This window comes from Mesorhizobium montanum (assembly GCF_033977145.1).
In the GTDB taxonomy this organism is placed as follows: Bacteria; Pseudomonadota; Alphaproteobacteria; order Rhizobiales; family Rhizobiaceae; genus Mesorhizobium; species Mesorhizobium montanum.
On the sequence record NZ_JAVIJF010000003.1, the window covers coordinates 306,148 to 330,822 of the forward strand.

Genomic DNA, 24,675 nt, shown 5'->3' on the forward strand with positions numbered 1-24,675 from the left:
CGTCAGAAGAAGGTCTTCGCGGCGGCTTCGGCATAGCTGCCGATCGGCCCGCCGATCAGCACATAGAACAGCACGAAGGCGCCGCTGACGCCGAGCACGAGGCGCAGTTCGCTGGCCATCGGCACGAAGCCGCCGACCGGCTCGTCGAACCACATGATCTTGATGATGCGCAGGTAATAGTAAGCGCCCACCACCGAGGCCAGCACACCGATAATCGCCAGCGCATAGAGATGCGCGTTGATGGCGGCGAGGAACACGTACCACTTCCCCCAGAAGCCCGCGAGCGGCGGGATGCCGGCCAGCGAGAACATCAGGATGGTGAGGATGGTGGCCATGATGGGATTGGTCGAGGAAAGGCCGGCGAGATCGCTGATCTGCTCGACATTGCCTTCCTTGCGTCGCATGGCGAGGATGAAGGCGAAGGTGCCGAGCGTCATCACCAGATAAATCAGCATGTAGATGGCAACGCCGCGCACGCCGGCCTGGCTGTTGGCGGCAAGGCCGACCAGCGCGTAGCCCATATGGCCGATCGAGGAATAGGCCATCAGGCGCTTGATGTTGGTCTGGCCGATGGCCGCGAAAGCGCCGAGCGCCATCGAGGCGATCGAGATGAAGACGATGATCTGCTGCCAGTCGGCGGCGATCGGCTTGAACGCGCCCATGGTGACGCGCACGATCAGCGCCATGGCCGCCATCTTCGGCGCCGCCGCCAGGAAAGCGGTGATCGGCGTCGGCGCGCCTTCATAGACGTCCGGCGTCCACATGTGGAACGGCACCGCCGAAATCTTGAAGGCAAGGCCGGCCAGCACGAACACCAGGCCGAAGACGAGGCCGAGCTGGCGCTCGCCGCCGCCGAGCGCCGTCGCGATTTCCTGGAAGCCGGTATTGCCGGTGTAGCCGTAGACGAGACTGATGCCGTAGAGCAGCATGCCCGACGACAGCGCGCCGAGGACGAAGTATTTCAGGCCCGCCTCGGTCGAGCGCAGATTGTCGCGATTGATCGCCGCCAGCACGTAGATGGCCAGCGACTGCAGCTCGAGGCCGAGATAGAGGCCGATCATGCCGTTGGCTGAGATCATCAGCAACATGCCGAGTGTGCAGAGCAGGATCAGCACGGGATATTCGAACTTGTCGAAATGCTCCTGCCTGGCAAAGCGCATCGACATGACCAGCGTCACCGCCGAGCCGATCAGCGCCAGCATCTTCATAAAGCCGCCGAAGGCATCCTGGACGAAGGCGCCGCCATAGGCCGCACCCCGCCCGCCGGAAAAGGCAAGCCACAGGCCTGCTACCACCAGCACGATGACGGCGAGGCCAGTCACGGTCATGGTGTTGTTGCTGCGCGAATAGGCTCCGATCATCAGGAGCACCAGCGCGCCGACGGCCAGGATCAGTTCCGGCGTCGAGAGCGAAAGGCTGGAGAGAAGGTCCGGCGTCATGGTTTATCCCCAGTCAGTTCGCCGCCGCGGTCTGCGCGGAATTGATGGATGCGGTGACGTTGGTGACGAGCGTCTTGACCGATTGGGCCGTCGCGTCGAACACCGGCGCCGGGTAGACGCCGAAGAAGATGACCAGCACCACCAGCGGATAGATGATCGCCTTCTCGCGCGGCGAAAGATCCAGCAGGTTCTTCAGGCTGTCCTTGGTCAGCGCGCCGAAGATCACCCGGCGATAGAGCCACAGCGCGTAAGCCGCCGACAGGATGACGCCGGTGGCGGCGAAGAACGCCACCCAGGTATTGACCTTGAACACGCCGAGCATGGTCAGGAACTCGCCGACGAAGCCGCTGGTGCCCGGAAGGCCGACATTGGCCATGGTGAAGATCATGAACACGGTCGCGTATTTCGGCATGTTGTTGACCAGCCCGCCATAGGCGTCGATCTCGCGCGTATGCATGCGGTCGTAGATGACGCCGACGCACAGGAACAGGGCGCCCGAGACGAGGCCGTGGCTGAGCATCTGGTAGATCGCCCCCTGCACGCCCTCCTGGTTCATCGCGAAGATGCCCATGGTGACGAAGCCCATATGGGCAACCGACGAATAGGCGATCAGCTTCTTCATGTCCTCCTGCATCAGCGCCACCAGCGAGGTGTAGATGATGGCGACGACGGAGAGCGTGAACACGAACGGCGCGAACATCGCCGACGCTTCGGGGAACATCGGCAGCGAGAAGCGCAGGAAACCGTACCCGCCCATTTTCAAGAGGATGGCGGCCAGGATGACCGAACCGGCGGTCGGCGCCTCGACGTGGGCGTCCGGCAGCCAGGTGTGCACCGGCCACATCGGCATCTTCACCGCGAAGGAGGCGAAGAAGGCGAGCCACAGCCAGGTCTGCATGCTGGCCGGGAAGTTATGCGTCAGAAGCGTCGGGATATCGGTGGTGCCCGACTGGAAGAACATCGCCATGATGGCGAGCAGCATCAGCACCGAGCCGGCCAGCGTATAGAGGAAGAACTTGAACGAGGCATAGACGCGCCGCTTGCCGCCCCAGACGCCGATGATGATGAACATCGGGATCAGGCCCGCCTCGAAGAAGACGTAGAACAAGACGATGTCGAGCGCGCAGAACACGCCGATCATCAGCGTCTCGAGGATCAGGAAGGCGATCATATAAGCCTTGACCCGCTTCTCGATCGCTTCCCAGGAGGCCAGGATGCAGAGCGGCATCAGGAAGGTGGTCAGGATGACGAACAGCATCGAGATGCCGTCGATGCCCATGTGATAGGAAATGCCCGAATCCAGCCAGGCGTGCTTCTCGACGAACTGGAAGCCGGCCTGCGAATTGTCGAAGCCCTTCCAGATGAACAGCGAGACGACGAAGGTGAACGCCGTCGTGATGAAGGCGATGGCGCGGATGTTGCGGCGCGCATTTTCGCTGTCATCGTTGATGAACAGGATGAGCAGAACACCAACCAGCGGCAGGAAGGTGACCAGCGAAAGGATTGGCCAGTCGGTCATCAGAGCATCATCCAGGTGACGAGAGCGGCCACGCCGATCAGCATGGCGAAGGCATAGTGGTAGAGATAGCCGGTCTGCAGCTTGACGACCCGGTTGGTCACGTCGACGACGCGCGCCGAGATGCCGTCGGGGCCGAGCCCGTCGATGATCGTGCCGTCGCCGGTCTTCCACAGGAACCTGCCGAGGCGCTTGGCCGGCTGCACGAGCAGGAAGTCGTAGAGCTCGTCGAAGTACCATTTGTTGAGCAGGAAGGCGTAGAGGCCGCGATGATGCGCCGCCAGTTCCCTCGGCATCTCCGGCTTGCGGATATAGAACTGCCAGGCGACCAGCAGGCCGATGACCATGGCGACGAACGGCGCCAGTTCCACCCAGAGCGGCAATTCGTGGATCTCGTGCAGGATGTGGTTGTCCGGCAGCGTGAACAGCGACGCCTTCCAGAAGTCGGCATAGCCTTCGCCGATGAAGGCGCCGTGGAAGATGATGCCGGCAAACAGCGCGCCGGCGGCCAGCACATAGAGCGGCACCAGCATCACCGGAGGCGATTCATGAACGTGATGCATGACTTCGTGGCTGGCGCGCGGCTCGCCGTGGAAGGTCATGAAGATCAGCCGCCAGGAATAGAAGCTGGTGAAGCAGGCGGCGATCACCAGCAGCACGAAGGCTAAGGCCGCGACCGCGTTGTGGCTGGCAAAGGATGTCGCAATGATGGCGTCCTTGGAGAAGAAGCCGGCGGTGCCGATCACCGTTGCCGGGATGCCGACGCCGGTCAGCGCCAGCGTGCCGATGATCATCATCCAGTAGGTCGCCGGGATCAGCTTGCGAAGGCCGCCCATCTTGCGCATGTCCTGCTCGTCGGACACGGCATGGATGACCGAGCCGGAGCCGAGGAACAGCAGCGCCTTGAAGAAGGCGTGCGTGAACAAATGGAAGATCGCCGCGCCATAGGCGCCGACGCCGAGCGCCACGAACATGTAGCCGAGCTGCGAGCAGGTCGAATAGGCGATGACACGCTTGATGTCGTTCTGGACCAGGCCGACGGTCGCCGCGAAGAAGGCGGTGAAGGCACCGATGAAGGTGACGACCGTCAGCGCCGAATGCGACAGCTCGAACAGCGGCGACAGTCTCGCCAGCATGAACACGCCGGCCGTCACCATGGTCGCGGCGTGGATGAGCGCGGAGACCGGGGTCGGGCCTTCCATGGCGTCCGGCAGCCAGGTGTGCAGCGGCACCTGCGCCGACTTGCCCATGGCGCCCATGAAGAGCAGCAGGCACACGATGGTCATCGCCGACTGCTTGTCGAGCGCGTGGCCGAGAAAGGTCAGCACGGCTGCGCCCGGCGCGGCACCCTCGGCCGGAATGAACGTCGCGGCATTGGCGAAGATGGTGCCGAGATTGACCGAGCCGAACAGCACGAACACGCCGAAGATGCCGAGCGCGAAGCCGAAGTCGCCGACGCGGTTGACGACGAAGGCCTTGATGGCCGCGGCATTGGCCGACGGCTTCTTGTACCAGAAACCGATCAGCAGATAGGAGGCGAGACCGACGCCTTCCCAACCGAAAAACATCTGGATGAGATTGTCGGCCGTCACCAGCATCAGCATGGCGAAGGTGAACAGCGACAGATAGGCGAAGAAGCGCGGCCGGTTCGGATCGTGGTGCATGTAGCCGATCGAATAGATGTGAACCAGCGCCGACACCGTGTTGACGACAACCAGCATCACCACCGTCAGCGTGTCGATCCTGAGCGCCCAAGAGGCGTCGATGCCGCCCGACTGGATCCAGCGCAGCACCGGCACGGTGAACACTTCGCCGTGGCCGAAGCCGACGGTGAAGAAGGCGATCCACGACAGCACCGCCGCGACCACCAGGAAGCCGGAGGTGATGTATTCGGAAGCCTTGGCGCCGAGCGAATTGCCGAACAGCCCGACAATCAGGAAGCCAAGCAGCGGAAGGAAGACGATAGCCTGATACATGGTGGTTCCCGTCAACCCTTCATCGCGCTCACGTCTTCGACCGCGATCGAGCCGCGGTTGCGGAAGAAGACGACAAGAATGGCAAGACCGATCGCGGCCTCGGCGGCTGCGACCGTCAGCACGAACAGGGCGAAGACCTGTCCGACGAGGTCGTGCAGCGCCGCCGAGAAGGCGACGAAGTTGATGTTGACCGCAAGCAGGATGAGCTCGATCGACATCAGGATGACGATGATGTTGCGGCGGTTCAGGAAGATGCCGAACACGCCGAGCGTGAACAGGATCGCCGATACGGTCAGATAATGCGCGATGCCGACGACCATCTCAGATACCCTCGCCTGATTTGACCTTGCGGATTTCCATGCCTGTCGCCGCAGTGCGGCCGACCTGGGCGGCGATCGACTGCCGCTTCACGCCTTCCTTGTGGCGCAGCGTCAGCACGATGGCGCCGATCATGGCGACCAGCAGCACCAGCCCGGAAATCTGGAAATAATAGAGGTAGTCCGTATAGAGGATGTCGCCGAGCGCGGCCGTGTTGGAGCGCGTGGCGAGATCCGGCGTCGCCTTGGCGACCGTGGAAGCCAGCTGCGGCGCGAACGTGTAGCCGCCGAGCACGACGATCAGCTCCGCCGCCAGGATCAGCCCGACCATCGCGCCGATCGGCGCATATTGCAGCGCGCCCTGCTTCATCTCGGCGAAGTCGACGTCGAGCATCATGACGACGAACAGGAACAGCACCATCACCGCGCCGACATAGACGACGAGCAGGATCATCGCCAGGAACTCGGCGCCGGTGAGCATGAACAGGCCCGCGGCGTTGAAGAAGGTGAGGATCAGGAACAGCACCGAATGCACGGGGTTGCGCGACGAAATGACCATGAAGGCCGACGCCACGGCGATAAAGGCGAAGAGATAGAAAAAGGCCGCCTCTAGTCCACTCAGCATGGGTTCCCCCGGGTTCATGTCCGGACATTGGGCTCGTTGCCCTTGTCCGATGTTCGCCGCCGCCTCCGGCTGGCAAAAGTTGCGTGTTCCTAGCGCATGTTCCGATCGGGTTGAAAGACCCGATCGAAAGAAACATGCGCCACTCTTTCGTTCCGGAGGATGATCTGGTCCGAAAAGTCTGCAACTTTTCGGGATCATCCTCTGGACGAGGGCCCGCGCCCCGTCCATGCGTCAAATGTCAGCGGTAAGGCGAGTCCAGCGCGATGTTGCGCGCCAGCTCCCGCTCCCAGCGATCGCCGTTCGCGAGCAGCTTTTCCTTGTTGTAGTAGAGCTCCTCGCGCGTCTCCGTCGCGAATTCGAAATTCGGCCCCTCGACGATGGCGTCGACCGGGCAGGCTTCCTGGCAGAAGCCGCAATAGATGCACTTCACCATGTCGATGTCGTAGCGCACGGTGCGGCGCGTGCCGTCGTTGCGGCGTGGGCCGGCCTCGATGGTGATCGCCTGCGCCGGGCAGATCGCCTCGCAGAGCTTGCAGGCTATGCAGCGTTCCTCGCCGTTCGGATAACGGCGCAGCGCGTGCTCGCCACGGAAGCGCGGACTGATCGGTCCCTTCTCGTGCGGATAGTTGATTGTTTCCTTCGGCGCGAAGAACTGGCGCATCGACAGGAAGAAAGCGCTGACGAAATCCTTCAGCAGCAGCGACTTTGCGGCTTGAGTTAGTGCACCCATTCGCCACTCCCGAAGAAAAAGTGCGCAAGAAAAGCGCCTATGAGCCCATACAAAACATATAGAAGCGGAGAACCCGCCAAGCTGAGGCTGCGCATCAGACGTTCGAGCGCGTGCCTTTCCTGGGTGGAGAGAGGCATGCCAGACGGCTTGGTTTTCCCATGCACGAACAGTGAGGCGGGTAACGCTGTGCGCGACCCAAGCCACGCTACTAAGACGCCTAGAGCGCCCCCAAGCAGCAAGATCAAGAAATCGGACATCACGCAAACCCCGTGATCTTGAGGAAGGCCGCGGTGGCCACGACCATGAACAGCGAGATCGGCAGGAAGACTTTCCAGCCCAGCCGCATCAGCTGGTCGTAGCGGTAGCGCGGCACAAAAGCCTTCACCATCGAGAACATGAAGAACATCAGGCAGATCTTCAGAACGAACCAGATGACCCCTGGCACCCAGGTGAAGGGCGCGAAGTTGAACGGTGGCAGCCAGCCGCCGAGGAACAGGATGGTGGCCAGCGCGCACATCAGGACGACGGCGACATACTCGCCGAGGAAGAAGAGCAGGAACGGCGTCGACGAATATTCAACCATGTGGCCGGCGACGAGTTCCGATTCCGCCTCCACCAGGTCGAAAGGCGGGCGGTTCGTCTCGGCCAGCGCCGAGATGAAGAACACCACGAACATCGGCAGCAGCGACAGCCAATGCCAGTCGAGGAAGGTGTTGGGCAGCCCAAGCCGGGTGCCCAGGCCATCCTGCTGCGACATGACGATGTCCGAGAGATTGAGCGAACCGACGGTGAGCAGCACGGTGACGATGACGAAGCCGATCGAGACTTCGTAGGACACCATCTGCGCGGCCGAGCGCAGCGCGCCGAGGAACGGATATTTGGAGTTCGACGCCCAGCCGCCCATGATCACGCCGTAGACCTCGAGCGAGGAGATGGCGAAAACATAAAGGATGCCGACGTTGATGTTGGCGATCGCCCACCCCTCGTTGACCGGAATGACGGCCCAGGCCGAAATCGCCAGCACCGCGGATACCAGCGGCGCCAGAAGGAACACGCCCTTGTTGGCGCCCGACGGGATCACCGGCTCCTTGAAGACGAATTTCAGAAGGTCGGCAAAGGCCTGCAGCGTTCCCCACGGGCCGACGACGTTCGGGCCGCGGCGCAGTTGCACCGCCGCCCAGATCTTGCGGTCGGCATAGAGCAGGTAAGCGACGCCGATCAGAAGCACGACGATCAGCACGACCGACTTCAAGAGGATCAGCAGCGCCGGCAGCACGTAGAAGGAGAAGAAGGTGTCCATGCTTATTCCGCCGCCTGCTTGAAGCCGCTCTTGGCCAGCGCCGAGCACTCGGCCATCACGGCCGACGCCCGCGCGATCGGGTTGGTCAGATAAAAATCCTTCACCGGCGAGGTAAAGGTGCCCTTGTTCAGCCGGCCGCCGAGCTTCGCCGCCTTGGCGACATCGTCGCCGCTGCCTGCCAGCACCTGGTCGATGCGGGCGAGATGCGGGTAGTCGCCGTAGAGCTTGGCGCGCAGTTGCGCCAGCGAATCGAAGGGCAGCTTCTTGCCGAGCACATCCGAAAGCGCCCGCAGGATCGCCCAGTCCTCACGCGCTTCGCCCGGGGCGAAACCAGCACGATTGGTCTGCTGCACGCGGCCTTCCGTGTTGACGTAGGTGCCGGACTTCTCGGTGTAAGCAGCCGCAGGCAGGATGACATTGGCGCGATGCGCACCGGCATCGCCATGCGTGCCGATATAGACGACGAAGGCGCCGCCGGTCTTGGCCATGTCGATTTCGTCGGCGCCGAGCAGGAAGAGCACGTCGGTGTCGCCCAGCATGCCGGCGACGTTCTTGCCGCCCTCGCCCGGCACGAAGCCGACATCGAGGCCGCCGACTCTGGCCGCGGCGTTGTGCAGCACTGCAAAGCCGTTCCAGTCGGCGGTGACCGCGTTGACGGCGATCGCGAGCTTTGCCGCCTGGCCGAGCACCGCAGCGCCGTCCGCGCGCGCCAGCGCGCCCTGGCCGACGATGATCAGCGGATGCGTGGCCTTGCTCAGCACCTCGAAGAACTTGCCGTTGCCCTCGGCAAGGTCCTTCAGCGATTCGGGACCGGCACCGAGGAGGTCATAGTCGTAGCGTGTGTCGCCGATCTCGCCGATGACGCCGACCGGCAGATTGCCGACGCGCCAGCGCTTGCGGATGCGCGCGTTGAGCACCGAAGCCTCGAAGCGCGGATTGGCGCCGATGATCAGCACCGCGTCGGCCTGCTCGATGCCCTCGATGGTCGGGTTGAAGATGTAGCTGGCGCGGCCGAGCGACGGATCGAGCGCGGCACCATCCTGGCGGCAGTCGATGTTCTTGGAGCCGAGCGCCGCCATCAGAAGCTTGAGCGCATAGATTTCCTCGACGGCCGCGAGGTCGCCGGCGATCGCGCCGATCCGCTCGGGCGCCGCTTTGCCCACCTCGTCCTTGATGGCCGCAAAGGCTTCCGCCCAGCTTGCCGGCGCGAGCTTACCGTTCTTGCGCACATACGGGCGATCGAGGCGCTGCGTGCGCAGGCCGTCCCAGATGAAGCGGGTCTTGTCGGAAATCCATTCCTCGTTCACCGCCTCGTTGACGCGCGGCAGGATGCGCATCACTTCGCGGCCTCTGCTGTCGACGCGGATCGCCGAGCCGACGGCGTCCATGACGTCGATCGATTCCGTCTTGGTCAGCTCCCACGGCCGCGCCTGGAAGGCGAACGGCTTGGAAGTCAGCGCGCCGACCGGGCACAGGTCGATCACATTGCCCTGCAGCTCGGACGTCATTGCCTGTTCGAGATAGGTGGTAATCTCGGCATCCTCGCCGCGGCCGATCAGGCCGAGCTCGGAAATGCCGGCGACCTCGGTGGTGAAACGGACGCAGCGCGTGCAATGGATGCAGCGGTTCATCACTGTCTTGACCAGCGGGCCGATATACTTGTCTTCGACCGCGCGCTTGTTCTCGTGATAGCGCGACGAGTCGACGCCGAAGGCCATCGCCTGGTCCTGCAGGTCGCACTCGCCGCCCTGGTCGCAGATCGGGCAATCCAGCGGATGGTTGATCAGCAGGAATTCCATCACGCCTTCGCGGGCCTTCTTGACCATCGGCGTGTTGGTGAAGATTTCCGGCGGCTCGCCATTCGGGCCGGGGCGCAGGTCGCGCACGCCCATGGCGCAGGACGCCTGCGGCTTGGGCGGGCCACCCTTCACCTCGATCAGGCACATGCGGCAATTGCCGGCGATGGACAGCCGCTCGTGGAAGCAGAAGCGCGGCACTTCCGCGCCGGCGTCCTCGGCCGCCTGCAGCAGCGTGTAGTGGTCGGGTACCGTGATCTCTTTCCCGTCGACCTTTAGCTTTGCCATTCGCCTCAAACCCTCGCGGATATCCCGCAATCTCTATTGCCGGGCGCGGCTCGAGCCGCGCCCGGCATTTCAATTCACTTAGCCACGGCGAGCGCCGCTGCCTGGGCAGTCCAGTCGTCACGGCCGATGCGGCCGGCGAGCGACAGATAGTCTTCCACCCAGGCGATCTCTTGCGACGTCCAGGCGGCGATCTGGCCATAGGTCCAGATGCCGAGGCCGTTGAGCACCTTCTCCAGCTTCGGTCCGATACCCGAAATCGCTTTCAGATCCGACGGCTTCGCCGGCTTGTCGACCGCCTTCGGCTGCCGGAAATCTTCCGGCATCAGCGCGGCCGCGGCCGGCTCGCCGACAGCGTCGGCGCCGAGCGCCTTTTCGGTCGCAGTCGCCGCGATGTCGGTAACGTCCCTGGCGAAGGTCTGCGCCGTGGCGATCAGCGTCTCGGCCGCCTTGCGCGCCTTGGATGCGTTGGCTGCCGCTTCGCTCTGCGCCTCGAGATCGTCGAGGAAAGGCTGGAACATGCGCTGCGAAGCTTCCATCGCGCCGGTGAACGCACCCATCCACATGCCGACGGCATGGTTGGCAAGACCGATGCTGAGCGCCGACATCGCGGCAGCACCCGCGACCGGATGCGCCAGAAGGTTGACGGCGCTGGCCATCTCCTTCGGCATCATCTTGGTCAGGTCCTGGTTCATCTTCTCGAGTTGGTCCAAATCAGGCATGAACGGATAGGGTATCGAATACGGCGCCATAGAGATCTCCTGGTCGTTTCTTCGTATGCCCCGCCCCTGCTTTCAGTCTTCGGGCCAAGCCCGTATTTCAAAGTCTTATTCCGCCGCCACCATCACCGGCTCGACCCGGTGCGCGTTGCGCGAGAATTCATCGATGCGGCGTTCCACCTCGCCGCGGAAATGCCGCATCAGGCCCTGGATCGGCCAGGCCGCCGCGTCGCCCAGCGCGCAGATCGTGTGACCCTCGACCTGCTTGGTGACGTCGAGCAGCATGTCGATCTCGCGCTTCTGCGCCTCGCCGCGCACCAGCCGCTCCATCACCCGCCACATCCAGCCGGTGCCTTCGCGGCACGGCGTGCACTGGCCACAGCTCTCGTGCTTGTAGAAGTAGGAAAGCCTGGCGATCGCCTTCACGATATCCGTCGACTTGTCCATGACGATGACAGCCGCGGTGCCGAGGCCGGATTTCAGGTCGCGCAACGCGTCGAAATCCATCGGCGCGTCCATGATCTGCTCGGCCGGCACCAGCGGCACCGAGGCGCCGCCCGGGATGACCGCCAGAAGATTGTCCCAACCGCCGCGGATACCGCCGCAATGCGTCTCGATCAGCTCTCGGAACGGGATCGACATCGCTTCTTCGAAGGTGCACGGGTTGTTGACGTGGCCTGACACGCAAAACAGCTTGGTGCCGGCATTGTTCGGACGGCCGAAGGACGAGAACCAGGCCGCACCCCGGCGCAGGATGGTCGGCGCCACCGCGATCGATTCGACGTTGTTGACCGTGGTCGGGCAGCCATAGAGGCCGACATTGGCCGGGAACGGCGGCTTCAGCCGCGGCTGGCCCTTCTTGCCCTCGAGGCTTTCGAGCAGCGCAGTCTCCTCGCCGCAGATATAGGCGCCGGCGCCGTGATGCATATAGACTTCGAAATCGTAGCCGGATGTGTTGTTCTTGCCGATCAGCTTGGCCGTATAGGCCTCGTCGATGGCGCGCTGCAGCGCCTCGCGCTCGCGGATGAACTCGCCGCGCACATAGATATAGGCGGCAATCGCGCCCATGGCGAAGCCGGCGACCAGCGCGCCCTCGACCAGCGTGTGCGGATCGTTGCGAAGGATATCGCGGTCCTTGCAGGTGCCGGGCTCGGATTCGTCGGCGTTGATGACCAGATAGCTCGGACGGCCATCGCTCTGCTTGGGCATGAACGACCATTTCAAACCGGTCGGGAAACCGGCGCCGCCACGGCCGCGCAGGCCGCTCGCCTTCATCTCGTTGACGATCCAGTCGCGCCCCTTGGCGACCAGGCCCGGCGTGTCGTCCCAGATGCCGCGCGACTGCGCCCCGGCCAGAGACTTGTCGAAGAGGCCGTAGATGTTGGTGAAGATGCGGTCTTTGTCCTGAAGCATTTCTCGTCCCTCAGACCGGGTTCTTGCCGAAGACGCGGATGTATTCGGCGACGCCGCCCTTAGCGAGCGCCTTGGCCTGCTTCACCCAGTCGTCGCGCTCGATGCGGCCGCGGAAGTTGAGATAGCCGTCGACCCATTCGCGCTCGGCCTTCTTCCAGGAAGCGACCTGCGCGAAAGTGTAGATGCCCAGCGAATGCAGGGTACCTTCGATCTTCGGGCCGACGCCGGAGATCAGCTTGAGGTCGTCGACCGTTGCCGGGAGTTCGATGCCGGCGGGTCGGTTCTTGTCCGAGAGCGAAGGTTTCGCCGTTTTGGCGACGGGCTGCTTGGTTTCCGGCGCCTTGAAGGCCGTGGCAGGTTCGGCTTTCGTCATTGGCCCGCTACGCGGCTTGGAAACAGCCTCGACTTCCGGAGAAGCCTGATTGGCGTTGGCGGCCGAATGGCGCGGGGCTCTCACGCTGGCCGCCTTCTCGGTGGCCGGGGCGACCTTGACCGGCGACGGCGTCGTCAACGCCGGGCTGGTTTCCGGCGCATCGGTCTTCGGCTTGCTGGATTTGGACGGCGCGACCGGCCCCGATGCCGGCGGCGCAACGGACGCCGGTGTGGCACTGGGCGCCTGCGAGACGACGGCGGCGGAGGCGGCGGCCGGAGCTGCCGCGTCCTTGGCCGCTTTCGCAGCGGCCTTGGCTTCCTTGTCGCGGGTCGACTTCAGGATCGCCTTCTCGCTCTTCAGCGTCGTCAGCCCCGTGGCCGGCTCGGAGCCGCTGCGGCCGTTCTGCGGACCAGGCTGAATCTCGGCGCCCTTGCCGGCTTCATAGAGATCGATGATTTCGGCCAGCCGCTCAGGCGTCAGGTCCTCGAACGTGTCCTTGAAGATCATGACCATCGGCGCGTTGACGCAGGCGCCGAGGCATTCGACCTCCTCCCACGACAGCGTGCCCTTGTCGTTGGTGTGGAACTGGTCGTGGTGGATCTTTGACCGGCACACATCCATCAGCGCTTCCGAGCCGCGCAGCATGCAAGGCGTGGTGCCGCAGACCTGGATATGCGCGCGGGTGCCGACCGGATTGAGCTGGTATTGCGTGTAGAAGGTCGCGACTTCGAGGCCGCGGATGCGCGGCATGCCCAGCATGTCGGAGATCGTCTCGATCGCCGCCTTGGTGACCCAGCCTTCCTGCTCCTGCGCGATCATCAGCAACGGGATGATGGCCGACTGCTCGCGCCCCTTCGGATATTTGGCGATCCATTGCTGGACCGCCGCTTCGTTCGCCTTGTTGAAGGCGAAGGAGGTTGGCTGGACGCTGGCTTCTGCAAGACGACGGACTGACATTTAGCGATCGACCTCACCAAACACGATGTCGAGGGAGCCAAGCACGGCGGTGACGTCGGCCAGCATGTGGCCGCGGCACAGGAAGTCCATGGCCTGCAGATGCGCGAAACCGGGCGCGCGCAGCTTGCAGCGATAGGGCTTGTTGGTGCCGTCGGAGACGAGATAGACGCCGAACTCGCCTTTGGGCGCCTCGACGGCTGCATAGACCTCGCCGGCTGGCACGCGATAGCCCTCGGTGTAGAGCTTGAAGTGGTGGATCAGCGCTTCCATCGAGCGTTTCATGGCCTGGCGATTCGGCGGCACCACCTTGCCGTCGAGGTTCGACACCGGGCCGGCGCTTTCCTTGCCGAGCAACAGATCGACGCACTGGCGCATGATCTTGGCCGACTGGCGCATCTCTTCCATGCGCACAAGGTAACGGTCGTAGCAGTCGCCGTTCTTGCCGATCGGGATATCGAAATCCATCTCGGAATAGCATTCATAGGGCTGCGATTTGCGCAGGTCCCACGCAGCTCCCGAGCCGCGCACCATCACACCCGAAAACCCCCAGGCCCAGGCGTCCGCCAGCGACACGATGCCGATATCGACATTGCGCTGCTTGAAAATGCGGTTGCCGGTGAGCAACGCGTCGAGATCGTCGATCGACTTCAAGAACGGATCGATCCATTTGCCGATGTCCTCGACCAGCTTCTGCGGCAGGTCCTGGTGCACGCCGCCCGGCCGGAAATAGGCCGCATGCATGCGCGAGCCGGAGGCGCGCTCATAGAACACCATCAGCTTTTCGCGTTCGACAAAACCCCACAAGGGCGGCGTCAGCGCGCCGATGTCCAGCGCCTGCGTCGTCACGTTGAGGATATGCGACATGATGCGGCCGAGTTCGGCATAGAGCACGCGGATCAGCTGGCCGCGCTTCGGCACCTCGATGCCGAGCAGACGCTCGGCCGCCAAAGCAAAGGCGTGCTCCTGGTTCATCGGCGCGCAATAGTCGAGCCGGTCGAGATAAGGCACGGCCTGCAGATAGGTCTTGTGCTCGATCAGCTTTTCGGTGCCGCGATGCAAGAGCCCAATATGCGGATCGACGCGGTCGACCACCTCGCCGTCGAGCTCCAGAACCAGGCGCAAAACACCGTGTGCTGCAGGGTGTTGAGGCCCAAAGTTGATGTTAAAATTACGGACGGAGGTTTCAGCCATGAACGTGTTGCTCGTGCACCAAGTGAATGGTGAATAGTGAATGGTGAATAGTCATTGGGCCGCACCAGCCTCCATTCACTGCTTCGCTTTTTCGTCCCCGGGAAGAACGTAATCCGTTCCCTCCCACGGGCTCAAAAAGTCAAAGTTTCTAAATTCCTGCTTGAGCTCGACCGGCTCGTAGATGACCCGCTTGGCCTCGTCGTCGTAACGAACCTCGACAAAGCCGGTCAGCGGGAAATCCTTGCGCAGCGGGTGACCCTCGAAACCGTAGTCGGTAAGGATGCGGCGCAGATCCGGGTGACCGGTGAACAGCACACCATAGAGGTCGTAGGTTTCGCGCTCGAACCAGTCGGCGCCCGGATAGACGCCGGTCAGCGACGGCACCAGCGTTTCCTCGTCGGCCTGGACCTTGAGGCGGATGCGGACATTCTGCTTTGGCGACAGAAGGTGGTAGACGACGTCGAAGCGCCTGGCCCGCGACGGATAATCGGCGCCACAAACGTCAATGATCGAGATGAACTGGCAGCGTGGATCGTCGTGCAGGAAAGTCGCCACTTCGATCAGATTGCCGGGATCGACGGGAACGGTCAGCTCGCCATAGGCAAGCACCGCTTCGCCGATGCGGCCGGAGAGCTTCTCGCCGAGATAGGTGGAGAGTTCGTTCAGCGGCTGGGTCATCGGCTCACCGTTCGATCGTGCCGGTGCGGCGGATCTTCTTCTGCAGAAGGAGAATGCCGTAGAGCAGCGCTTCCGCGCTCGGCGGGCAGCCGGGCACATAGATGTCGACCGGCACGACGCGATCGCAGCCGCGCACCACCGAATAGGAATAGTGATAGTAGCCGCCGCCATTGGCGCAGGAGCCCATCGAGATGACGTAGCGCGGCTCCGGCATCTGGTCGTAGACCTTGCGCAGCGCCGGCGCCATCTTGTTGGTCAGCGTGCCGGCGACGATCATGATGTCGGACTGGCGCGGGGACGCGCGCGGCGCGACACCGAAACGCTCCGAGTCATAGCGCGGCATCGAGGTGTGGATCATCTCGACCGCGCAGCAGGCGAGGCCGAAGGTCATGAACATCAGCGAGCCGCTGCGCGCCCAGGTGATCAGCGCTTCGGTCGAGGTGACAAGGAAGCCCTTGTCGGCCAGCTCATTGTTGATTTCGAGGAAGAAGGGATCGTCCTCCCCCACCGGTCTGCCGGTGTTGGGGTCGATGATGCCCTTGGGTTTCGGCGCGACGAGGGTGCCTGAACTGTCGTTCAATCCCATTCCAGCGCTCCTTTTTTCCATTCATAGGCAAAGCCGATGGTCAGCACCGCCAGAAACACCATCATCGACCAGAAGCCGAGCATACCGAGCTTCGAGAAGGACACCGCCCACGGGAACAGGAAGGCGACCTCGAGATCGAAGATGATGAACAGGATCGACACCAGATAGAAGCGGATGTCGAATTTCATGCGGGCGTCGTCGAACGAGTTGAACCCGCATTCATAGGCGGAAAGCTTTTCCGGATCGGGATTGCGATAGGCCACCAGGAAGGGGGCGACGAGGAGCGCCAAACCAACGACCATCGCCACGGCGATGAACAGGACGATGGGCAGATATGAACTTAGGAGTGCGCTCATGCGGCGACTTTCCTTCGGCGGGGCAGTTCACTTTGATTACAGCAACGAACTCTAATGCGGAAGCGTGACAGATTAACCGCTGAACCGTTTTAAGGGAGCCCATGCTGCAACGCGGCGAGGGTTAGCGCAGCGGTTTCGGTGACGCAAGTCAAACCTTGTTCAATTCGCGGCCCTGGACGCCATATCGGAAGAAACTGGTCCGATCCGCTCCTGTTTGATTTCCTTCACATTTAACTCCACTTTTCTCTCCTGACACGTCTCCCGCCATTTGCCTGCTAGCATGGCCGGAATCACAGGCTAAAAGTCCGACAAATGATCGGGGCAAGGGCACCTTGATGAAGGAGAAAATCTCGCTTGCCATGGCCAGGCGCATTGCGCTGGGCGCCCAGGGTTTTAACGACCCTCGGCCCGGAGGAGTTCCGGATCGCCGGCACCTCGCGCGTGTGCTTTCGCGAACCGGCCTGCTGCAGATCGATTCCGTCAGCGCCGTGGTGCGCGCCCATTACATGCCGCTCTATTCGCGCCTTGGCCCCTACCCGCTTGCGCTGCTCGACAACGCCGCGGTCACCCGCAAGCGGGCAGTTTTCGAATACTGGGCGCATGAGGCGTCCTTCCTGCCCGTCGAGACCTATCCCCTGATGCGCTGGCGCATGCAGCGCGCCGAGCAAGGCGGCGAGATGTATCTCGGCCTGGCGAAATGGGGCCGTGAACGCAAAGCGATGATCGACGAGATTTACGGGCAAGTCGCCGAGCGCGGACCGATCGCCGCCTCCGACATCGAGGGCCATAAGGGCAATGGCGGCTGGTGGGGCTGGAGCGAGGCCAAGCACGCTTTCGAATGGCTGTTCTGGGCCGGACGCATCACCACCGCCTATCGGCGCGGCTTCGAGCGCTATTACGACCTGCCCGGGCGCGTTTTGCCGCAGGCAGTGCTCGATCTGCCTGTACCCTCGGTAGAGGACGCGCATCGCGAACTGCTGCGCACCTCGGCTCGCGCCCATGGCATCGCCACCTATGGCGACCTGCGCGACTATTTCCGCCTGGCGCCGGGCGACACAAAGGACCGCATCGAGGAACTGGTCGAAGCGGGCGAATTGCTGCCGGTGCGGGTCGAAGGCTGGGACAAGACCGCCTATCTGCACAAAGACGCCCGTTTTCCGCGCCGGATAGAGGCCCGCGCCCTGCTTGCGCCCTTCGATCCGGTCGTCTTCGAGCGCACTCGGACAGAAAAGCTCTTCGATTTCCGCTATCGTATCGAGATCTACACGCCAGCCGAAAAACGCCAATACGGCTACTACGTGCTGCCATTCCTGCTCGGCGACCGGATCGTCGCCCGCGTCGATCTGAGAGCCGACCGCCCGGCCAGCGTGCTGCGCGTCCACGCAGCCTATGCCGAGACCGGCGCTCCGCCGGAAACGACCGCCCAGCTCTTCGACGAGCTGAAGCAGATGCAAGGTTGGCTCGGCCTGGAGGCGATCGACGTGACGCCGGCCGGCGACCTCGGGCCGGCGCTGGCCGACATCAAGGTGTCGTAGCCGCGCGTTGACAGGCGCATAGCCGTAAGCCTAAATCCTGACCCAGACGGTCTTCTCCCGGCAAAGGGAGGAGCCAAGAGGGAATGCGGTGCGGGCCAAAACCCAAATCCGCGGCTGTCCCCGCAACTGTAAGCGACGAGCCTTGGCCGAAAACCACTGGGATATTCCCCGGGAAGGCGGCATTCAAGGCGACGACCCGCGAGCCAGGAGACCTGCCGTCTGAGACTTTAAGTATCCGTTCGCCCGGCGGGTTTTCCGGGCAAGGAGCCTGGTTTTTGGATCGCAACGGCAGTTTCCCGACTAATATCGCGGACATTTCGTCCGAGCGCGATGACGCGCTGGCGGACGTCACGATCATCGTTTGCTCGTCCTGCCGTAACGAAATCGGTTCAGACGCGCATCCGCGCGCCGGTGCATTGCTTGCCGAGGACACGCGCCAGGCTGCTTCCGGCGAAGGTCTCCGGGTCCGGACGGTCGAATGCCTCGGCAATTGCAAGCGCCGCCTGAGCGCGGCACTTCTGCGCGATGGTTGCTGGAGCTACGTTTTCGGTGACCTGAATACCGCCAGCGGCGCCGATCTCGTCGCCGGCGCGAAACTCTTCGCCACCTCGGCCGACGGCCTGATCCCATGGCGCGGCCGGCCCGATTCCCTCAAGCGCGGCCTTGTTGCCCGCATCCCTCCCCTCGACATGCTGAAGGACTGACCATGAGCGCTTCCGTTTCCCGTGTTCCCTGCACCGTCGTCACCGGCTTCCTCGGCGCCGGCAAGACGACGCTGATCCGCAACCTCATCGAAAACGCCAAGGGCAAGCGGCTGGCGATCATCGTCAACGAGTTCGGCGATGTCGGCATCGACGGCGATATCCTCAAGGGCTGCGGCGTCGATTCTTGCCCGGAAGAAAACATCGTCGAGCTTGCCAATGGCTGCATCTGCTGCACCGTCGCCGACGACTTCGTGCCTGCGCTCGACCAGATTCTGTCGCGCACGCCGAAGGTCGACCACATCCTGATCGAGACGTCCGGCCTCGCTCTGCCGAAGCCGCTCGTCCAGGCCTTCCAGTGGCCGACGGTGAAGAGCCGCGTCACCGTCGACGGCGTGATCGCAGTGGTCGACGGGCCGGCGCTGGCCGACGGTCGCGTCGCCTCCGACATGGATGCCCTGCAGGCGCAGCGCGCGGCGGACGGCTCGCTCGACCATGACGATCCGGTCGAAGAGGTGTTCGAGGACCAGATCGCCTGCGCCGACCTGATCATCCTGTCGAAGAGCGACCTGATGGATGCGGCCGGCTCGGCCCGCGCCAATGCCGTCATCGGCGAGCATGTCGCGCGTGCCGTCAAGGTCGTGCCGACCACCCATGGCAAGGTCGACCCCTCGGTGCTGCTCGGCCTCGGCCTTGCCGTCGAGGACGACATCGAGAACCGCAAGACCCACCACGACGACGAGCTCGACCATGAGCATGACGATTTCGACTCCTTCGTCATCGACATCCCGTCGGTCGCCAATCCGGACGACCTGGCAAAGCGCGTCGCCCTCGCCGCCGAGCAGGAAAACGTGCTGCGCGTCAAAGGTTTCGTCGAGGTCGGCGGCAAGCCGATGCGGCTTCTGCTGCAAGCCGTCGGCCCCCGCGTCAACCACTACTATGACCGCGCCTGGACGGCGGAGGACGACCGCCGCTCGCGGCTCGTCGTCATCGGTCTCAAGGGGCTGAACCGCCCGGCGGTCGAGCGTATCCTTGCCGGCTGAGGCCAACACGAAACGCGATGCATATCCTCACCACCACATCCGCCTCGCTCGACGATCTCGCCGAGCCGATCGACCTCAGGCAGACGCCTGCGGATGTCGTGGCCCTGTCCTTCACCGACAGCGATCTGGCCGGCCTTGCCGCGGCCTGGAAGGCGGACGCGGAGCGGCTGCCGTCGATGCGGCTGGCCGCCTTGCGCGACCTTCGCCACCCGATGTCGGTGGACCTGTGGATCGACAGCGTCGCCCGCCACGCCAGGGTCGTCCTCGTCCGCATCCTGGGCGGCTATGACTGGTGGCGCTACGGCTGCGACCAGCTCGCGGCGGTGGCGCGCAAGCGCGGCATAAAACTGGCGCTGCTGCCCGGCGAAAGCCATGACGAGGATCAGCGCCTGATCGAAGGCTCGACCCTGCCACGCGGCGAACTCAACGCCTTGCTCGGCTATTTCCGCGAAGGCGGCCCGGCAAACATGAGCGCGCTGGTGCAAAGACTGGCGGTGCTTGCGGGGGCTGAGGCGGGCGTAACCGACCCGGTCAGCGTGCCGAAGGCGGGGTACTATCAGCCGGGAGTTAGAGTTGTCGCAAAACCGGCACTATCCAAGGCTGGCGATCCTTCGCCCCCCTCTCTGCCCGGCAAGACAGAGAGGGGGGCGACGGAACTCGACGCCAACAAGTTCGACGTCATCCCCATCCTCTTCTACCGCTCGATGCTGCTCGCCGCCGACGTAGCCCCTATCGACGCACTGGTCGAAGCCTTGCGGCTACAGGGTTTGGCGCCCGTGCCGATCTTCGTGTCCAGCCTGAAAGATCCGGCGTCGCTGGCCTTCGTCGAAGCCGCCCTCGCCTCACTGAACCCTTCAGCCATCGTCACCGCGACCGCCTTTGCCTCCGGTGCCGAGCCCGGCGCCGAAACCCTGTTCGACCGCGCCGGCGTGCCGGTTTTCCAGGTTATCGTCGCCACGACGAGGCGCGAGGTCTGGGAAAAGAACCAGCGCGGGCTGGCCCCGGCCGATCTCGCCATGCATGTCGTGCTGCCCGAGCTCGACGGCCGTATCCTTGCTGGCGCAATCTCGTTCAAGGGCGAGGTCGAAACCGACCCGGCGCTGGCTTTCCGCGCCTTTGCCAACCGGCCCGAGGCCGACCGGGTTGCGCAAGTTGCCAAGCGCATCGCGGCGTTTATTCGACTGCAGCGGACGGAGCGAGCCGAGCGCAGGCTGGCGATTCTGATCCCGGACTATCCAAGCGCACCGGGGCGGACTGGCTACGCCGTTGGGCTTGATGTGCCGTCGAGTGTGCTTGCCATGCTGCACGACCTCAAGGAACAGGGCTATGCCATTGAGGGGATTCCGCAATCGGCACGCGCGATGCTGGATGCGCTGGAAGTGGCTAGGCATGGCCTTGCCTTGACGGATTACGTGGCCTCCTCAGCCGAACTGCCGGAGGTAGCGCGAGCTTCTGTTGAGATGGCGTGGGGCAAGGCAGAAGGGATAGGTTCGCGCGAGGCGCCCCCCTCTGTCCTGCCGGACATCTCCCCCTCTAGGGGGGAGATTGGCAGTTCAGCCGATGGCGCTCCTTCTGCAGCCTTATTGCTTAGCGCGACGTTGGCCATTGGCGAAACCGATGGCGGGAACGTAATCTCCCCCCTGGAGGGGGAGATGTCCGGCAGGACAGAGGGGGGCGCGACGGAACGCCTACCTTCGAGGACAAGCCCCGACCACCGCTTCCCCTTCCGCGCCGCGACCTTCGGCAATGTCACCGTGGCGCTTGCCCCCGACCGCGGCCGCTCCGCCGACCGGCGCGCCGACTATCACGACCCAACCCTCCCCCCGCGCCATGAGCTGATCGCCTTCGGCCTCTGGCTGCGAAAATCGCTCGGCGTGCACGCCATCGTCCATGTCGGGGCGCATGGCACGCTCGAATGGCTGCCCGGCAAGACGGTCGCCCTCTCCGGCACCTGCTTTCCCGAGATCGTCACCGGCTCGCTGCCGGTCATCTATCCCTTCATCGTCTCCAACCCGGGCGAAGCGGCGCAGGCCAAGCGTCGCATCTCGGCCGTCACGCTCGGCCATCTGCCGCCGCCACTGACCGGCGCCGGTCTCGACGAGGCTCAGCAGAAGCTTGAGCGGCTGGTCGACGAATACGCCCAGGCCGACGGGCTCGACCGCCGCCGCCGCGACCAGTTGGCCAAGCTCATCGTCGAGACGGCACAGAAGTCCGGCTTGGCCTCTGAAGCTGGCGTTGCCGGCACGGATGCGCCGGACGAAGCGCTGCGCCGCATCGATGCCTGGCTCTGCGACCTCAAGGATTTCGCCATCAAGGATGGGCTGCATGTCTACGGCCGCGCGCCGGAGGACGAGGTCGATCCGTTGCGCCGGCAAAGTGCCGAGGCGGAACGGGCAGCGCTGCTCGCCGCGCTCGACGGCCGCCACATGAAGGCCGGGCCAGCCGGCGCGCCGGCTCGCGGCCGCTCCGACGTGCTGCCCACCGGCCGCAACCTCTTCACCTCCGATCCGCGCACCATGCCGACGCCGACCGCTTATGATCTTGGCCAGGCGGCGGCGGAGGAAGTCGTGCGCAGCTATATGCAGAGCCATGGCGACTGGCCGCGCTCGCTGGTCATCGACCTCTGGGGCTCTGCCTCCTTGCGCACCGGCGGCGAGGAGATCGCGCAAGGCCTTGCATTGATGGGCTGCCGGCCGCAATGGGATGGCGCTACCGGCCGCGTCACCGGTATCGAGGTGCTGCCGCCGGCAGCGCTCGGCCGCCCTCGCGTCGACGTCACCTGGCGCATCTCCGGCTTGTTCCGCGACATGTTCCCGACCCAGATCGCGCTTATCGACGCCGCCGCCGGCGCGGTCGCCACACGCGACGAGGATGATTCCGAAAACCCGCTCGCCGCCGCTACACGCGCTGTGGGAAAGGTCGCCCCGCGCATCTTCGGCACCTCGCCCGGCACCTATGGCGCCGGCGTCGAGGACTTGCTGTCGCGCGGCGACTGGGGTGCGCGCGAGGAGATCGGCCGCGCCTATCTCGACGCCACCTCTCACGCCTATGGCGGCGCCGAGGGCGAAGCGATTGCCGCGCCCGGCGCCTTCGAGGGCCGCATCGCCGAAGCCGATCTTCTCGTCCATACGGGCGACGACCCGGGCCGCGACATCCTCGAAGGTTCGGCCGATGTCGCCTTCATCGGCGGATTTTCGGCCGCACTTGCCGCGCTTGGCCGCAATGCAGACGTCATCGTGCTCGACACGACCGATCCCAACAAGCCGAAGCCGCGTTCGGTGAGCGAAGCTGTATCGCGCGTGGTGCGGGCCCGCGCCGTCAATCCGCGCTTCATCGCCGGCCAGATGCGCCACGGCCCCCGCGGCGCCTCGGAATTCGCCGAGACGGTCGACCGTCTCGTCGGCTTCGCCGAGACCACCCATGCCATTTCGGGCGCGCTGATCGAGGCGGTGCACCACGCCTATGTCGGCGACCCGGACGTCCGCGCCTTCCTTCTGCGCGAGAACCCGGCGGCGGCGAAGGCCATCGCCGAGCGCTTCCTCGCTGCGCGGCGGCGCGGCCTCTGGCATCCGCTCCGCAACTCCATCGATGACGATCTCGCCGCCTTGATCGCCGAGGCCCAGGCAAGCGGGGTGGCGGCATGAACGCGTTATCGCGTCGCAGCGCCTGTCCTGCCTTGAGCGCGCCGATGCAAACGGGCGACGGGCTCTTGGTGCGGCTCAATCCGGTCGCTGGAGGACTTGCGCCGAAGTCGCTGATCGGACTCGGCGAATCCGCCCTGCGCCATGGCAACGGCATCATGGAAGTGACCGCGCGCGGCAGCCTGCAGATCCGCGGCCTGACGGCGGAAAGCGCGCGGCTGCTGGCGGCGGAGGTGGATGCGCTGGGCATCGCAGTGCGCACCGGCGTGCCGGTCGAGAGCGGGCCGCTGGCGGGCATTGATCCACGAGAGATTGCTGATCCGCGCCCGTTGGCGGAGCGGATCCAGATTGCGATTGAAGAGGGTGAGCTGACGGCGCGGCTGGGGCCGAAAGTATCGGTGGTTGTCGATGGCGGCGGACAGTTGACGATGGATGCGGTGGCGGCCGACGTGAGGCTGAAGGCGGTGCGAGCTGGTGCAAATGTCCAATGGGGTGTTTCGGTTGCCGGCGACGCGGGCAGTGCAAGGCCGCTCGCGACCGTCGATGCGGATGCCGCCCGCGACATGGCTGTGGCGGGTCTCAGGATGGTCGCGGAAAAAGGCCGCGAGGCACATACACGAGATTTGTCGGAGCGGCAGTTGGCCTCGCTCGCAGGCTGGCATTCCTTCGCGCCCCCCTCTGTCCTGCCGGAGATCTCCCCCTCTAGGGGGGAGATTGATCAGTCGCCGGTTTCGCCAATCACTGACGCCGAAAAGGTACGGCACACCTACACCTTTGTGAGAGAGGCGCCGCCGGCCGAACTGCCAATCTCCCCCCTAGAGGGGGAGATGTCCGGCAGGACAGAGGGGGGCGCCGTAGAGCGCCATCATTCACCCGTCGGCCTCTTCCACCTGCACACGAGCCACGCCCTCGGCATCGGCCTGCCCTTCGGCAGCATGCCTGCCCAAAATCTGATCGGCCTCGCCACACAAGCCTTGCACCTCGGCTCCGCCGAAATCCGCCTCGCCCCCGGCCGCGCCGTGCTTTTCGTCGTCCTCTCCCCCGCAGCCAGCGCCTTGCTACAAGCCACCGCCGCAACTCTCGGCTTCGTCACCGACGCATCCGACCCGCGCACCCGCATCGCCGCTTGTCCCGGCATGCCGGCTTGCGCCTCCGGCCGCATCGCCACCCGCGCCATCGCCGAGACGATCGCGACCGAATGCGCCGACCTCTTCGATACCTCACTAACTCTGCACATCTCCGGCTGCGCCAAAGGCTGCGCGCATCCGGGCGCAGCGGCGCTAACATTGGTCGGCGACGAAAACGGAGCCGGACTTGTCGTGGACGGGACGGCAAAGGCCCTTCCTGCCGGATACAGGCCGGGCTATGACGCCGCGCGCGGGGTCGCCGGCATCCTTGCCGCGGTGCGGGCGCAAAGACATCAAGGCGAGACCGCCGCTGCCTGCCTGGCAAGGCTTCGCGCGGCCGGAATCGCTGAACTCTATCGACGGAACTAGAG

The 24,675-nt window shown here is 64.3% G+C and carries 20 protein-coding genes and 1 riboswitch; of the genes, 5 read left to right on the top strand and 15 right to left on the bottom strand.

Going from position 1 to position 24,675, the window contains the following annotated elements; translation table 11 throughout:
- Positions 1–2 precede the first annotated feature (2 nt).
- The 15 genes from nuoN to RFM68_RS05935 all read right to left on the bottom strand — a co-directional run bounded on the left by nuoN (position 3) and on the right by RFM68_RS05935 (position 16,257).
- Entirely contained in the window at positions 3–1,439 is a 1,437-nt protein-coding gene (nuoN, locus tag RFM68_RS05865; protein WP_320231763.1) for an NADH-quinone oxidoreductase subunit NuoN, read from the bottom strand.
- A gap of 13 nt (positions 1,440–1,452) precedes the next feature.
- A complete protein-coding gene (locus RFM68_RS05870; protein ID WP_320231764.1) occupies positions 1,453–2,958 on the bottom strand; it encodes an NADH-quinone oxidoreductase subunit M in 1,506 nt (501 codons plus the stop codon).
- On the bottom strand, positions 2,958–4,931 hold the full coding sequence (nuoL, locus tag RFM68_RS05875) for an NADH-quinone oxidoreductase subunit L (protein WP_320231765.1): 1,974 nt from the start codon (positions 4,929–4,931) through the stop codon (positions 2,958–2,960). Before nuoL ends, RFM68_RS05870 begins: the two co-directional genes overlap by 1 nt.
- Before the next feature lie 11 nt (positions 4,932–4,942).
- Positions 4,943–5,251, bottom strand: coding sequence for an NADH-quinone oxidoreductase subunit NuoK (gene nuoK / locus RFM68_RS05880; protein WP_027168992.1), 309 nt, complete (start codon positions 5,249–5,251; stop codon positions 4,943–4,945).
- A 1-nt stretch (position 5,252) separates the two neighbouring features.
- Positions 5,253–5,873, bottom strand: coding sequence for an NADH-quinone oxidoreductase subunit J (locus RFM68_RS05885; protein WP_320231766.1), 621 nt, complete (start codon positions 5,871–5,873; stop codon positions 5,253–5,255).
- 238 nt (positions 5,874–6,111) lie between these two features.
- The gene (nuoI, locus tag RFM68_RS05890; RefSeq protein ID WP_320231767.1) at positions 6,112–6,603 is read right to left on the bottom strand and encodes an NADH-quinone oxidoreductase subunit NuoI; all 492 of its coding nucleotides are present in this window, start codon (positions 6,601–6,603) and stop codon (positions 6,112–6,114) included.
- A gap of 256 nt (positions 6,604–6,859) precedes the next feature.
- Positions 6,860–7,903, bottom strand: coding sequence for an NADH-quinone oxidoreductase subunit NuoH (gene nuoH / locus RFM68_RS05895; protein ID WP_320231768.1), 1,044 nt, complete (start codon positions 7,901–7,903; stop codon positions 6,860–6,862).
- A 2-nt stretch (positions 7,904–7,905) separates the two neighbouring features.
- Positions 7,906–9,987 carry an NADH-quinone oxidoreductase subunit NuoG gene (gene nuoG, locus RFM68_RS05900; protein ID WP_320231769.1) on the bottom strand — a complete coding sequence of 694 codons (2,082 nt, stop codon included), beginning with the start codon at positions 9,985–9,987 and terminating at the stop codon, positions 7,906–7,908.
- A 74-nt stretch (positions 9,988–10,061) separates the two neighbouring features.
- A complete protein-coding gene (locus RFM68_RS05905; protein ID WP_320231770.1) occupies positions 10,062–10,736 on the bottom strand; it encodes a helix-hairpin-helix domain-containing protein in 675 nt (224 codons plus the stop codon).
- 75 nt (positions 10,737–10,811) lie between these two features.
- On the bottom strand, positions 10,812–12,116 hold the full coding sequence (nuoF, locus tag RFM68_RS05910) for an NADH-quinone oxidoreductase subunit NuoF (protein ID WP_320231771.1): 1,305 nt from the start codon (positions 12,114–12,116) through the stop codon (positions 10,812–10,814).
- 10 nt (positions 12,117–12,126) lie between these two features.
- On the bottom strand, positions 12,127–13,446 hold the full coding sequence (locus RFM68_RS05915; RefSeq protein ID WP_320231772.1) for an NADH-quinone oxidoreductase subunit E: 1,320 nt from the start codon (positions 13,444–13,446) through the stop codon (positions 12,127–12,129).
- Complete coding sequence (locus RFM68_RS05920) at positions 13,447–14,637, bottom strand: NADH-quinone oxidoreductase subunit D (protein WP_320231773.1); 1,191 nt, start codon at positions 14,635–14,637, stop codon at positions 13,447–13,449.
- A 75-nt stretch (positions 14,638–14,712) separates the two neighbouring features.
- Positions 14,713–15,315, bottom strand: coding sequence for an NADH-quinone oxidoreductase subunit C (locus RFM68_RS05925; protein WP_320231774.1), 603 nt, complete (start codon positions 15,313–15,315; stop codon positions 14,713–14,715).
- Between the two features lie 4 nt (positions 15,316–15,319).
- Positions 15,320–15,901 (bottom strand): NuoB/complex I 20 kDa subunit family protein, encoded by a 582-nt coding sequence (locus tag RFM68_RS05930; protein ID WP_015317338.1) that lies wholly within the window; start codon positions 15,899–15,901, stop codon positions 15,320–15,322.
- Positions 15,892–16,257: an NADH-quinone oxidoreductase subunit A gene (locus RFM68_RS05935; RefSeq protein ID WP_320231775.1), complete on the bottom strand. Its 366-nt coding sequence runs from the start codon at positions 16,255–16,257 to the stop codon at positions 15,892–15,894. The genes RFM68_RS05930 and RFM68_RS05935 overlap by 10 nt, the downstream gene beginning before the upstream one ends.
- Positions 16,258–16,592: 335 nt before the next feature.
- Here RFM68_RS05935 and RFM68_RS05940 point away from each other — a divergent pair, with 335 nt between their 5' ends.
- The 5 genes from RFM68_RS05940 to cobG all read left to right on the top strand — a co-directional run bounded on the left by RFM68_RS05940 (position 16,593) and on the right by cobG (position 24,673).
- Positions 16,593–17,792: a winged helix-turn-helix domain-containing protein gene (locus tag RFM68_RS05940; protein WP_320231776.1), complete on the top strand. Its 1,200-nt coding sequence runs from the start codon at positions 16,593–16,595 to the stop codon at positions 17,790–17,792.
- A 30-nt stretch (positions 17,793–17,822) separates the two neighbouring features.
- A riboswitch (cobalamin riboswitch) is annotated at positions 17,823–18,026 on the top strand.
- 41 nt (positions 18,027–18,067) lie between these two features.
- Positions 18,068–18,496, top strand: a complete 429-nt coding sequence (locus RFM68_RS05945) for a DUF1636 family protein (RefSeq protein ID WP_320231777.1) — start codon at positions 18,068–18,070, stop codon at positions 18,494–18,496.
- Positions 18,497–18,498: 2 nt separating this feature from the next.
- Positions 18,499–19,536 (top strand): cobalamin biosynthesis protein CobW, encoded by a 1,038-nt coding sequence (cobW, locus tag RFM68_RS05950; protein ID WP_320231778.1) that lies wholly within the window; start codon positions 18,499–18,501, stop codon positions 19,534–19,536.
- Between the two features lie 17 nt (positions 19,537–19,553).
- The gene (locus tag RFM68_RS05955) at positions 19,554–23,180 is read left to right on the top strand and encodes a cobaltochelatase subunit CobN (RefSeq protein ID WP_320231779.1); all 3,627 of its coding nucleotides are present in this window, start codon (positions 19,554–19,556) and stop codon (positions 23,178–23,180) included.
- Entirely contained in the window at positions 23,177–24,673 is a 1,497-nt protein-coding gene (gene cobG, locus RFM68_RS05960; protein ID WP_320231780.1) for a precorrin-3B synthase, read from the top strand. Before RFM68_RS05955 ends, cobG begins: the two co-directional genes overlap by 4 nt.
- Positions 24,674–24,675: the final 2 nt, after the last annotated feature.